This is a genomic window from Qipengyuania sp. JB2-7, from assembly GCF_055693485.1.
In genome coordinates this window covers 2,802,708-2,814,610 of the sequence record NZ_CM146335.1, presented here as the reverse complement: position 1 = coordinate 2,814,610, position 11,903 = coordinate 2,802,708, and the positions used below count along the sequence as shown (strand labels likewise).

Sequence of the window (11,903 nt, the reverse complement as noted above, 5' to 3'; positions counted from 1 at the left end):
CGGTCCGCCAATACCTTGTGGCATATGGGAGAGAGTGCGCAATGAACGAAACAGGGCAGAACGGGCCGCTTACTGGAGTAAGGGTGGTAGAGTTTGCTGGGATCGGGCCGGGCCCGCATGTGGGCATGCTGCTCGCTGATATGGGGGCCGAGGTTGTCCGTATCGAGCGTGCCGGCACGCAGCCAGCCAACCCTGTTGTTGAGCGCGCGCGCCATCGCGTAGAAGTCGATGTGAAGAGCGAGGAAGGGCTGGCGTTTTGCCGCAATGCGCTGCGCCATGCGGATGTCTTGCTGGAAGGGTTTCGACCGGGCGTGCTAGAGCGGATGGGGTTGGCCCCTGACGATTTGCTCGCGGCCAACCCGCGTTTAATTGTCGCGCGGATGACCGGCTGGGGACAGGATGGGCCTCTGGCCCATGCGGCGGGTCATGATTTGAATTACATAGCGATCACAGGCGCTTTGGACGCAGTCGGTCGCAAGGGCGAAACGGCGGTACCCCCACAAAACCTTGTCGGCGATTTCGGCGGCGGTTCGATGTATTGCGCGCTCGGCATTCTGGCGGCGCTTTTTGAGCGAGAGCGGTCAGGAAAGGGGCAAGTTGTTGACGCGGCGATCGTCGATGGCGTGACCAGCCTGATGAGCTTTTTCTTCGGCGTCCGGCACATGCCTTACCTGACCACTAGTCGCGGCGAAGGAATGCTGGGCGGTGCGGCGCATTTCTATCGGTGTTATGAATGTGCTGATGGCAAAGAGATCAGCGTCGGCGCGATCGAGCCGCAATTCTATGCTGAGTTGTTGGAAAAAGCTGATGCGCCAGCGGAGCTTCGCAACGGGCAAATGAATCCCGCCAATTGGGACGATTATACGCTCAAACTTGCCGCTCTGTTCAAGACCAAGACACAAGTGCAATGGACAGAACTGCTCGAAGGCAGCGACGCGTGTTTCGCACCTGTAATCCCGCTCGAGGAAGCGCGAGAGCATCCGCATATGAAGGCGCGAGGGCTTTATGAGGAGCGCGATGGCATGTGGCACACCGCGCCTGCCCCGCGTTTTAGTCGTAGCCAAAGCACTATCCGCAACAGCGATCAGGAAGGCGCATCAGTGGTGGCGCGCTGGATTGATGAGGGAGCCGGGGGAGGCTAAGCCGGGCGCAGAGGAGAAAAGACCCAATGCGCGACTTCACGCAGTTCTACATCGACGGCCAATGGGTCGATCCGGCGCAGCCAAATCCGCAGGCGGTCGAGAACCCGGCGACGGAAGCAACCATCGGCCACATCAGTTTCGGCAGCGCTGCCGATGTTGACCGCGCGGTTGCCGCGGCGCGGCGTGCGTTTGAAGATTGGCAGTTCTCCTCTCGCGCAACCCGCCTTGAACTGATGCGTGCGATCGCGAGCGAGTTTGACAAGCGCCGCGAAGAAATGGCGACCGCGATCAGTGATGAAATGGGTGCGCCGATGTCGCTGGCGAATGGTCCGCACACGGCATTGATGGCCGGACATTTGCAAACTGCGATTGAAATTCTGGAAGGCTTTGAGTTCGAGCGCTGGGATGGACCAACGCTGCATCTTTACGAGCCCGTTGGCGTAGTCGGCATGATCACCCCCTGGAATTGGCCGCTTAATCAGATCGCTTGCAAAGTCTTTCCAGCGCTCGCGACGGGCAATACTATGATCCTCAAGCCATCCGAAATTGCGCCGTTCAATGCCTATATCTTTGCCGAGATCATGCATGCGGCAGGCGTGCCAGCGGGTGTGTTCAACCTGATCAACGGTGATGGGCTAGGAGTTGGCGAGGCGATCAGCGGGCATGCCGATATCGATATGGTTAGCTTTACCGGCTCAACCCGCGCAGGCATCGCAATCGCGGCCAATGCAGCGCCGACGGTCAAGCGCGTCGCGCAAGAGCTGGGCGGCAAAAGCCCCAACATCATCTTGGACGACGGCGCCTTTGCGCATAGCGTTGCGAGCGGCACGACCGCTATGATGAGCAATTCCGGCCAGACGTGCACTGCACCCAGCCGGATGCTGGTCCCCTATGAACGGATGGAGGAAGCTAAGGCGGCGGCGAAGGAAGCAGCGGACAAAGTCATTCCCGGTGATCCGAAAGGCAATGCCACCATCGGCCCTGTCGTATCTAAAGCCCAATGGGATAAGATTCAGCGCTTGATCGAAGCCGGGATCAATGAAGGTGCGACTTTGGTCGCTGGCGGCCCGGGAAAGCCTGAGGGGCTGGAAACCGGACATTTCGTTACGCCGACCGTCTTCGCAGACGTCACCAATGACATGGCGATCGCGCGCGAAGAGATATTTGGACCGGTTCTTACGATCCTTGGCTATGAGGATTATGGCGATGCCGTCCGTATTGCCAATGACACCGAATACGGCCTAGCCAGTCACATCATGGGCGAGGATATCGACACCGCTCGCCAGTTGTCGCGTCGCATTCGCGCGGGACGCGTCGCGATCAACGGCGGCTATGACATGCACGCAGCATTCGGCGGATACAAGAAAAGCGGTAATGGCCGCGAATGGGGCCGCTTTGGTTTCGACGAGTTTCTCGAGATCAAAGCCGTGATGGGATACAGTTCATGAGCGGCAAGTTCTTTGATCAATGGGAAGTCGGCGAGACTATCGAGCACGACATTCGCCGGACGGTTACTGAGACGGATAATCTGCTGTTCTCCACCATGACTCACAATCCTCAGCCGCTACATCTCGATGTCGAGGCGGCGAAGAAAAGCGGTTTTGGTCAGATCTTGGTCAACTCCACTTTCACCTTCTCTTTGCTCGTGGGGCTGTCAGTGAGCGACACTACGCTTGGCACGCTGGTCGCGAACCTAGGCTTCAATGATGTTGTTACGCCCAATCCGGTTTTTATCGGTGATACGATCCGCGCGCGCAGCGAGGTAATTGCCCTGCGCGAAAGTAAGTCGCGCCCGGGACAGGGCATTGTCACTTTCAAGCACGAGGCCATCAATCAACGCGATGAAATCGTATGTCGCTGCACGCGGTCAGCCCTGCTGAAATCCGCCCCGGCTTGACTCGCTTGCCCCGCTAAGCCCAAACTCCCTCTCGGAGATAAAAGGGGAGGTAAGCATGCGCTTGATCTGGGCTGGAATGCTTGGTTGTACTGCGGCAATTGCGCTTGCGGCGTGCGGCGAGACTGTTGACGAGAGCCAAAGCGGTGATGGCGAAGGCACTATCGAGCTCGCTGAATTTCCCGATCGACCGTATTGGGGGGACACCCACCTTCATACAGACAACTCGGTTGATGCCTTTGGCTTCGGCGTCAGGCTTGGGCCAGAAGAGGCGCTGAAATTCGCACGCGGTGATGAAGTCACCGCAACCACGGGCATGAGCGCGCAGCTCGCAAGGCCGCTCGATTTCTTGGTTATCGCTGATCACTCTGACGGGCTCGGAGCTACTCGGCGGCTGTACGATGCCCCGCGTTTGGGCGTGGTTGCCATGGGCGATGACACTTTGCTGCGTTGGTATGACATGATGCACGAAGGCCCGGAGCAGTCGCAGCTGGCCATTGCTGAACTGATCACGGCAGCAGCAAACGGAAATTTGCCTGAAGCATTGGCAGACCCCGAACAACAGGCTGAAGCGACTCAAGAAATCTGGGGTGCGCATCTCAAAACGCTAGATCGCTATAATGTGCCGGGAGAATTCACGGCGCTGGCGGGTTTTGAATATACGCTGATGCCGGACGGCAATAACCTGCACCGCGTGGTTATGTTCCGCGACGGGAGTGCGCGGACCGGTCAGGTCGTCCCTTATCCGGGCCTAACCACCGCAGTAGAAGGCTTGTGGGACTATATGGCGGCTTACGAAGAAGCCACCGGCGGCAGGGTGCTGGCCATCCCGCACAATTCAAACCTTTCCAACGGACTGATGTTTGAACTGACGATGCCTGGCGGCGGGCCGATGACCGTGGAGTACGCGCGCAAGCGTGCGAAATATGAGCCAGTTGTTGAGGTCACGCAAATCAAGGGTGACAGCGAAGCCCACCCATTCATGTCGCCCAATGACGAGTTTGCTGGCTTTGGCAATACTGGCTGGGAGCTGGGCAATCTGCCGCTCACGGCGAAAACAGAGCCAGAGATGCATCGCGGCAATTACGTGCGTGAGGCATTAAAGCGCGGTTTGACGATCGAAGAACAGATCGGCGTTAATCCTTATGCCTTTGGTATGATCGGTTCGACCGATAGCCATACGTCGCTTGCCACGGCTGACGAAGATAACTTCTTCGGCAAACATACCGGCAACGAACCGCGGGAAGGTCGCGCTGGAGAGGCGCAGAATCTTGGAACCCGTGAGGGGCGGTTTGGGTGGCACTATCTCGCCGGCGGATATGCCGCGGCCTGGGCTCGCGGGAATACACGTGCAGAGATTTTTGACGCATTCGCCCGGCGCGAAGTCTATGCGACCACAGGACCGCGCATGACCGTTCGCGTTTTCGGTGGGTTTGATTTCACCGAAAGCGATTGGGATGGGGATTGGGTGCGCGAAGGCTATGCGCGCGGTGTCCCGATGGGTGGCGAATTGAGTGACACTGGCAGCGCGCCGAGCTTTCTGATTTCGGCTCTCAAGGATCCCGATGGGGCCAATCTCGACCGGGTTCAGGTCGTAAAGGGCTGGGTTGATGCCAACGGCGAAGCGCAGGAACGCGTTTATGATGTCGTGTGGAGCGATATGGAAGCACGGCGTCGCACAGGAGACGGGGTCGATCCTGTAGGCGATACCGTGGATCGGGACGCCGCCACTTATACCAATAACATTGGTGCAGCGGAATTGCGCGTCACTTGGTCCGATCCAGGCTATGTCGCAGGACAACGCGCCTTTTACTATGTGCGAGTGATCGAGATACCGACGCCGCGTTGGGTACTGTTTGACAAGGTCCGTTTCGGCATTGAGCTGCCAATCGATGCTGACGTGGTATCGCAAGAGCGTGCCTACAGCTCACCAATCTGGCTCAATCCTGCCCGCCTAGCCGCCGGGGCTTCGTGATCGGCTCATGAGCGTTGCAAGACGATGGATGCGCGACCCGCTCATCCATTTCCTGATAGCTGGCGCGGCATTGTTTGCCTTTTTCGCCTGGCGTGGCGGAGAGGTTGATCCGGAAAGCCGGTCGATCACCGTCACACGCGAAGTGCAGGCCGCACTCGCTCTACAGTTTGAACGGACAATCCAGCGCTCACCGACCGATGCTGAACTCGATGGATTGATCGACCGCTGGGTAAGGGATGAGGTCTTGTATCGCGAGGCGATCCGGCTTGGCCTTGATCGTGACGATGCCGTGGTCAGGCGACGTCTTTCGCGCAAGATGGATGGGTTAGCTGGGGCAGAAGCGGAAACAGAAAGCCCGGGCGATGCGACCCTGAAACAATGGCTGGCTGACAATCCAGAGCGATTTGCCGTCGGAACCACCTATCATTTCGACCAGCTCTGGTTCGCAGAAGAACTGACTGCGCGCGATGCGTTGCGGGGTGTGAATGGCTTCGATGAGTGGCAGGAACTGGGAGAGGACATATCATTGCCTTCGACAGTGACAGACGAAGAAGCACAGCAGATCGAGACGCGTTTTGGAGCGGAGTTTATCGCACAACTTGTCGCGATCGAACCTGATGGGGAATGGACGGGGCCAATCTCCTCCGGCTTCGGGTGGCATATTGTGCGAGTGCGCAAAAAAGGGATGGGGGAGGTACCGCCTTTTTCCGATATTCGGCAGCGCGTTGAGGATGAATGGCGAACGGCCACAATCGGCGCGCGACGCGAAGCAGCGTATCAACTTTTGCGCGGTGCCTACAGCGTGTCGGTGGAGAAGTGATCCGCCTGATAGTTACCGCCCTGTTGGCGTTGCTATGTAACACGCCTGCAAACGCTGACGAACTGCGCCCAGCCTCTCTTTCTTTCACGCAGGTCGATGCAGAAACATGGTCTCTCGCTTGGAAGCAGCCGCTGACGCGCCCCACTGATCGGCTGGCCCTACCGATAGTACCAGGCGGCTGCGCGATGGTTGGGAGGCCAAGCGAGCGGAGAGCGACGGCAGCACTCATCGGCAAGGTTGAGGTGCGATGTGATGGCGATCCTGTCGGGGATCAGATCAGCGCGCCTGATCTTGTCATCACGGGCGATGCTCTTCTTCGCGTGCAGCCATTGGAAAGGCCGGTGCAAACCTTTCGTCTGACCAGCGTAGAACCAAGCGCAACTATCGCCGAAAAACCCGATAGCTGGCAGGTTTGGCGCAGCTATTTCGGGCTCGGCGTCGAGCATATCCTTGAGGGCTGGGACCATCTGCTATTCGTCACCGCTTTGGTGTTGCTGGTGTCTGGTGTCTGGTCGGTTATCAAGGCAGCAACAGCGTTCACTGTTGCGCATTCGATCACGCTTGCGGTACGTCACGCTGGGCTTCGCTGGTCTGCCGCAAAAACCAGTGGAGGCGCTGATCGCGCTTAGCATTGTGTTTCTTGCCGTCGAGGTGGCGCGCGGCGATGTCGATACGATTACCCGGCGCCTGCCATGGTTGGTCGCTTTCGGGTTTGGATTGTTTCATGGTTTCGGCTTTGCCGGGGCATTGCGAGAAATTGGTTTGCCAGAGGGAGAGATTCCAGCGGCACTGATCAGCTTTAATCTGGGTGTTGAGGCTGGCCAATTGATGGTGATCGCTGCAGTGATTGCGCTGCGATTTGCGATACAGCGCCTCACTTCGTCGGCTGAGGAACCTGTAACAAAGATTGCTGCTTACGGCATCGGCATTACCGGTTCTTACTGGCTGATTGAGCGACTCGTTTCCTGATCACGCGATGCGCTTGGGTCGCCACCTAGCGCCTGCCACAGCAACACACGTGCCCGCTGAGCGCGCCCAATAGCCGCTGCGGCTCTTTCTCCGCTCGCATCAGCTGAACGACGCGCCTCGAGCACGGTCAGGAAGTCGGCGAGACCTGCTTCATAGCGATCATTGGCAAGCCTTGCAGCGCGCTGAGCGCTGTCGCGTTCGACAATAGCCGCTGCGGCCTCTGCATCGCTGGATGCAACCAGTCCGTAAGCAGTTTCCGCGTCGCCCAATGCGGTGAATACCGCACCGCGATAGGCTTGAAAGGCGATTTTTTTGCCTGCAGCAGCGTTATCAATCTCAGCCTCCAATCGACCAAAATCGAGCAAAGGCCCGGCGACGGCTGCGGCTAGCGATCCGACGATGCTATCCTCGTCAAAAATGTCAGATGGGTCAAAAGCGAGGAGGCCGATAGCTCCTGACAGAGTGAATTGCGGGAAACGGCGACGTGCGGTCGCGGCGAGGTCTGCGTCGGCTGCGGCAAGATTGGCTGCAGCGCGGCGAACATCAGGACGATTGTTCAACAAATCTGACGGTAATGATGCTGGCGGAGCAGCTTGCGACAGCGGGGCTGGAGGTTGCGTGAGAGCCTGCAACACCTCCGGCATTGGCTGCGCGGTCAGTGTCACTAGCCGTCCCGCAAGCCGATTACGTTCGCTTGCTAGCGCAGCCAGTCTGCTGCGTGATGCAGCGGCGGCGCTTTCGGCGCGAACACGGTCGAAACCCGGCGCTATTCCCGCATCCTCTCGCACCTTCGCGAGCCGCGCAAGTTCTATCGCTGCGTCGCGATCGCTGCGCAGTTCATCTATGCGGTTCGCCAATGTGCGCCAATCGATCACTGTGACGGCAATCTCCGCCAACAGAGCCAAGCGTACGGCATCTGCGCCCGCTTCTGCAGCATCAGTGCGTAGCAATGCTGCGCGTTCCTGTGCACGTAACGCGCCAAAGATGTCAGGGTCCCACCGCGCCGTGATATTCGCCGCGTAGTTTGTCTGTGTCAGATCGAGATCGAATGGTGCGTTTTCGGGGAATGTGCCAATATTCGTACGGCTTCGCGCAATCGAGGCGTCTGCACCAATATTCGGCAAACGCTCTGCACCAGCGCGTGCTGCACTGGCGCGGGCTTGTTCGACCCGCGCAAGTGCCTCGCCCAATGTTGGGGAGTTCGCCAGCGCTTGCTCGGACAGGCTGATAAAGGCCGGGTCGCCGGAATGTAGCAACGCCTCCAGCGAGGCGGTCTCATCTGCATTCGCCGCGAACAGGAATTCTGCTGGCAGTGGTGGTGTGGGCGTCGCGATTTCGGGTGGCGGACCTCCAGCACAGGCCGTCAACGCAATCGCGGCAAGGAGCGGCGCGAAACGAGCGCGGGTCACTCGGCCTCTCCCTCGCTTGTATCGCTCTCTTGCGCTGCGCGGTCGCGCGCTGGAATAAACGCATCGACCTGCTGACCGACCCGGAACAGGCCATCGTCACGGGCTGGCAGTTCATACAGCACTTGCAGGACTCGCACATCGACCCGTTCCTGCGCGCTGTTGGTTAGCGACCGCTTGGGGACGACACGCGGCTCGGCGCGCACAAATTTGGCCTTAACCTGCTCGCTTGCGGCGCCACGCGGCGAAACGGTTGCCTCTGCGCCCATCGCAAGGCGGGGTGCCTGCTCTTCGTCAATATCGATCCGAACATAAAGCGGGCGGGTCTCACCCATCTCGATAAACGGTATCGAGCCGCCACCCATTGTGGACAGGAATTCGCCAGGGCGGATGTTGACTGCGAGGATTTCACCGGCAATCGGAGCGCGTACCACCGCGCGGCCCAATTCGGTCTGCACCGCACCTGCGCGGGCCTGAGCGGCACTCAAACGCGCCTGAGCAAGTCTTAAACGCTCATTTGCGGCAGACGCTTCGCCTTCCGCGCGGATCACCTCAGCGCGGCTGACAGCGGCAGGATCAGAGACGTTACGATAGAGAGCCAATTGGCTGGCAGCGGTGGCTCGCGCGCTACGCGCTTCCGCTATGGCCGCGCGTGCCTCGGCGATGGCGGTGTTCGCTTCGCGCGCCGATGCCTGAATGGCGCGAGTGTCGACGGTGAAGAGCGGTTGACCTTTCTCGACAAAATCACCGGGCTGGACACGCAGATCGGTGACAAGGCCCGATAGAGCGGTTCCGATTTGTATCAACTCGCTCGATGGCTCAACCACACCGGCACCCGCCACGCGGGCGCCATCGGCTAACTCGCCAGTCGCGCGAGGGGGTTCGCGCTCGGGTTCGGACAAATCTCGATTGGGCAAGCCAAACGCGATGTAAATGGCCGCCGCGATCAGCGCGAGTATGGCAATTGCCGGCAATACCTTGCGGGAGAAGCTTACATTTTCGGGGAGCAAAGCCATGGGACGTCCTAGTGATCTTCCGGCATGTCAGTGCCGTCATGAATAATGTGCCCATCCTCAAGCACGAGGATACGGTCAGCGAGGTCGAAAACACGGTTGTCATGCGTCACAATGATGCAAGCGCGGTCTTCGGCGACGGCCACTTCGCGCAGCAAATCCATGACGCGGCGGCCAGACTTCGCATCAAGCGCGGCGGTTGGCTCGTCGCATACGACCAAGCGCGGCTTATGCACCAGAGCGCGCGCAATCGCGACACGTTGCTGCTGCCCGCCGGAAAGTTGATTGGGCAGCTTGTCTGACTGGTCACCGATATTGAGCTTGTCCAGCATGGCTTTGGCCCGCTCGCGGGCCTCGAGCCTATCCATACCCTGCGCGACCAGCGGCACAGCAGCATTACTCGCGGCATCAATCGAAGGGATCAAATTGTATTGCTGAAAGATGAAGCCGATATTCTGCAGGCGGAAATCGACCAGTTCATCATCCGATAGGTCATAGATATCGGTGCCAAAGACTTTCACTTCGCCATCGGTCGGCCACAGGATCCCGCACATGATGGAGATCATGGTGGTTTTGCCAGATCCAGACTCCCCGACAAGAAATGTTAGCTCGCCCGCCTTCACATCCAGGTCAATGCCATGCAGCACTCGAATGGTCTGCTGGCCCGCCTGAAAATCACGGGTGACACCGCGTGTACAGATTGCCGTTTCGCTCATCGAAACACCGCCGCCGGCTCTGTCTTCAGCACATTGCGCAGCGCAATCCAGCCGGTCAGTCCAAGAATGACGAACACCGCAACCATGCTGATTAGCGGGATTTGCCAAGGGATGTAGAATCCCTTGAAGGTTGGGTCGCCAGAAAATCCCTGAATGAACAGGACAGTGCCCAAAATGCCCAATCCATAGCCGATCAGGCCGACCAGTCCCGCTTGTGCGGCGACCATACGACGAATCTTGGTGTTTTTGACGCCAATGGCCTTGAGCGCACCAAATTGCTTGATGTTATCGCGAATGAACAGGCTGAAGGTGAGGCCAACGATGGCCACGCCGACAATAAAGCCAAGCAAAACCGTAATCCCAAAATTGAGCGGGATGCCGGTGTTCTCAATAATGAAATCAACGCCATCGCGCGCAAATTCTTCACGCGTGCGGGCTCTCAAACCGGTCGTTTCCTCGATGCGGTCGGTTAACTCCTGAGCGGTGACGCCATCTGCCGCGCCAACCAAGACAAATGACAATCGGTTGCGGGTGCCGGGCACATAGCGCAAAGCCTGACTGTATTTGGTGTAAAGCACCACGGTGCTGGTGAAACTTGGGACGGCATCTGCCATGGCTCGAATAACCGCGCGCTGGTCATTGAGTTCAAGCCGCTCGCCAATCGGGCTCGCATCCGGGAACATGCGGGTCGCGCCAACATCATCGATGATCACGCTGTCCGGTTGCGACAGGACGTCACGGCTGCCCTCCAGCATGTTTTTAGGCAGCCCAATCAGCGTGGCGTCATCCACGCCAATAATAGCCACGCCTTCCAGGTCACCGTCCTTCGTTCGAACGGATGCCTGCGCCCGGATGTGCGGCACGGCCCATTCCACACCCGGCACAGCGCGAACTTTATCAAGAGCTGTCGAAGGCATGGCATAAGCCACATCGGTCGTACGGCTGACTGTATCCATGACCCAGACATCGGCGTTGGATTCGTTGTATACCCCACTGGCTCCCCGCTCGAGCAGGTTGATGAAAATCGTCAGTTGCTGTGTGATGAGCAGGGTCGAAAACGCTATACCGAATACAAGCCCATAGAACTTTTGGGCGTCGCCAGTGAGCATCCTGATGGCAATCCAGATCACGGTACTTCGGTCGCTCCTGAGTGGGGGCGGCTTGCTTTGCTTAACTTGCCTTTGCTAGCCGACTCGGGCATTACTGAACGGTGTCGTTCAACTGAACGGAAGCGTTCACTTTGTCAAGTCTCGAATCAAAACGCAGCGGTCGGCCAGTCGATCCCGAAAAAAGGGACGCAATTGTTATGGCCGCCGCGCGCAGCTTTTTCGATCGCGGCTTCGCGGCAACGTCAATTGAACAGGTTGCGGCGGATGCCGGCGTTTCAAAAGTCACGATTTACAATCGCTTTGGCGATAAAAAAGCGCTGTTCACGGCGGCTGTTGAGCATGAATGTGAGAAGATGCGCAGCTATTTGGAGGTGCCGGATATGCCATCTGGCACGGTGCGCGACCGCATGATGGTGCTAGGAGAAGCCATTCTTGCCTTTCTTTCGCGGGACGAGATGGTTCAGTTTGAACGTCGCATTGCCGCAGAGACCGAGCGAGACCCCGTCATTGGAGCAGCTTTTCTCGCCGCGGGTCCGCATCGGATGAAATCGGGTTTCACGCAATTGTTAAAAGCGATGTGTGATGCTGGCGAGCTTGTCATCGAAGATCATGAACTGGCAGCCGAGCAGTTCGTCTCTATGTGCAAGGGTATGGGTGATCTTGAGCGCCGCTTTGGCGAACCGATCGACCCAAAACGAAATCAGCAGAGGATCACGGGGGCCGTTGACGTTTTCCTCCAAGCCTACGGGGCCAGACCTGATAAGTAAGTGCTGAGAGGCTGCGGCGAGCCATGTTAACCTTTGGCAGCCAAGTTTCTCGAATTGTGCCATCGATAAAATTGGCGAATTAATTGGTCTGG

12 protein-coding genes are annotated in these 11,903 nt (G+C 58.3%); 8 read left to right on the top strand and 4 right to left on the bottom strand.

The genetic code is table 11. The features are described 5' to 3' along the window. Positions 1–41: 41 nt before the first annotated feature. From ACZ1GM_RS14160 to ACZ1GM_RS14130, 7 genes are read left to right on the top strand one after another with little or no spacing between them, the layout of a single operon-like run. Complete coding sequence (locus ACZ1GM_RS14160; RefSeq protein WP_472677015.1) at positions 42–1,142, top strand: CaiB/BaiF CoA transferase family protein; 1,101 nt, start codon at positions 42–44, stop codon at positions 1,140–1,142. A gap of 26 nt (positions 1,143–1,168) precedes the next feature. Then, the gene (locus ACZ1GM_RS14155; protein ID WP_472677013.1) at positions 1,169–2,590 is read left to right on the top strand and encodes an aldehyde dehydrogenase family protein; all 1,422 of its coding nucleotides are present in this window, start codon (positions 1,169–1,171) and stop codon (positions 2,588–2,590) included. Then, entirely contained in the window at positions 2,587–3,039 is a 453-nt protein-coding gene (locus ACZ1GM_RS14150; protein ID WP_472677012.1) for a MaoC family dehydratase, read from the top strand. The genes ACZ1GM_RS14155 and ACZ1GM_RS14150 overlap by 4 nt, the downstream gene beginning before the upstream one ends. A 55-nt stretch (positions 3,040–3,094) precedes the next feature. Next, on the top strand, positions 3,095–5,011 hold the full coding sequence (locus tag ACZ1GM_RS14145; RefSeq protein WP_472677011.1) for a DUF3604 domain-containing protein: 1,917 nt from the start codon (positions 3,095–3,097) through the stop codon (positions 5,009–5,011). Between the two features lie 7 nt (positions 5,012–5,018). Beyond that, complete coding sequence (locus tag ACZ1GM_RS14140; protein ID WP_472677010.1) at positions 5,019–5,831, top strand: peptidyl-prolyl cis-trans isomerase; 813 nt, start codon at positions 5,019–5,021, stop codon at positions 5,829–5,831. Continuing rightward, positions 5,828–6,460: a HupE/UreJ family protein gene (locus ACZ1GM_RS14135; RefSeq protein ID WP_472677009.1), complete on the top strand. Its 633-nt coding sequence runs from the start codon at positions 5,828–5,830 to the stop codon at positions 6,458–6,460. The genes ACZ1GM_RS14140 and ACZ1GM_RS14135 overlap by 4 nt, the downstream gene beginning before the upstream one ends. Continuing rightward, positions 6,438–6,800, top strand: coding sequence for a HupE/UreJ family protein (locus tag ACZ1GM_RS14130; RefSeq protein ID WP_472677008.1), 363 nt, complete (start codon positions 6,438–6,440; stop codon positions 6,798–6,800). The genes ACZ1GM_RS14135 and ACZ1GM_RS14130 overlap by 23 nt, the downstream gene beginning before the upstream one ends. On the opposite strand, the gene ACZ1GM_RS14125 is transcribed toward ACZ1GM_RS14130, so the two are convergent. The 4 genes from ACZ1GM_RS14125 to ACZ1GM_RS14110 are packed head-to-tail and all read right to left on the bottom strand — an operon-like array spanning position 6,770 to position 11,065. Next, positions 6,770–8,209, bottom strand: coding sequence for an efflux transporter outer membrane subunit (locus ACZ1GM_RS14125; protein WP_472677007.1), 1,440 nt, complete (start codon positions 8,207–8,209; stop codon positions 6,770–6,772). The genes ACZ1GM_RS14130 and ACZ1GM_RS14125 overlap by 31 nt on opposite strands. After that, on the bottom strand, positions 8,206–9,222 hold the full coding sequence (locus ACZ1GM_RS14120; protein WP_472677006.1) for an efflux RND transporter periplasmic adaptor subunit: 1,017 nt from the start codon (positions 9,220–9,222) through the stop codon (positions 8,206–8,208). Before ACZ1GM_RS14120 ends, ACZ1GM_RS14125 begins: the two co-directional genes overlap by 4 nt. Positions 9,223–9,230: 8 nt before the next feature. Continuing rightward, on the bottom strand, positions 9,231–9,935 hold the full coding sequence (locus ACZ1GM_RS14115; protein ID WP_472677005.1) for an ABC transporter ATP-binding protein: 705 nt from the start codon (positions 9,933–9,935) through the stop codon (positions 9,231–9,233). Then, positions 9,932–11,065 (bottom strand): ABC transporter permease, encoded by a 1,134-nt coding sequence (locus tag ACZ1GM_RS14110; RefSeq protein WP_472677004.1) that lies wholly within the window; start codon positions 11,063–11,065, stop codon positions 9,932–9,934. The genes ACZ1GM_RS14115 and ACZ1GM_RS14110 overlap by 4 nt, the downstream gene beginning before the upstream one ends. 176 nt (positions 11,066–11,241) lie before the next feature. On the opposite strand from ACZ1GM_RS14110, the gene ACZ1GM_RS14105 reads away from it, so the two are divergent. Continuing rightward, entirely contained in the window at positions 11,242–11,811 is a 570-nt protein-coding gene (locus tag ACZ1GM_RS14105) for a TetR/AcrR family transcriptional regulator (protein ID WP_472677003.1), read from the top strand. Positions 11,812–11,903 lie beyond the last annotated feature (92 nt).

Excerpts from the sequence above, each read along its gene's own strand:
- ACZ1GM_RS14160 (WP_472677015.1), top strand. The coding sequence starts at position 42 with ATGAACGAAACAGGGCAGAACGGGCCGCTTACTGGAGTAAGGGTGGTA.
- ACZ1GM_RS14155 (WP_472677013.1), top strand. The coding sequence starts at position 1,169 with ATGCGCGACTTCACGCAGTTCTACATCGACGGCCAATGGGTCGATCCG.
- ACZ1GM_RS14150 (WP_472677012.1), top strand. The coding sequence starts at position 2,587 with ATGAGCGGCAAGTTCTTTGATCAATGGGAAGTCGGCGAGACTATCGAG.
- ACZ1GM_RS14145 (WP_472677011.1), top strand. The coding sequence starts at position 3,095 with ATGCGCTTGATCTGGGCTGGAATGCTTGGTTGTACTGCGGCAATTGCG.
- ACZ1GM_RS14140 (WP_472677010.1), top strand. The coding sequence starts at position 5,019 with ATGAGCGTTGCAAGACGATGGATGCGCGACCCGCTCATCCATTTCCTG.
- ACZ1GM_RS14120 (WP_472677006.1), bottom strand. The coding sequence starts at position 9,222 with ATGGCTTTGCTCCCCGAAAATGTAAGCTTCTCCCGCAAGGTATTGCCG.
- ACZ1GM_RS14115 (WP_472677005.1), bottom strand. The coding sequence starts at position 9,935 with ATGAGCGAAACGGCAATCTGTACACGCGGTGTCACCCGTGATTTTCAG.
- ACZ1GM_RS14105 (WP_472677003.1), top strand. The coding sequence starts at position 11,242 with ATGGCCGCCGCGCGCAGCTTTTTCGATCGCGGCTTCGCGGCAACGTCA.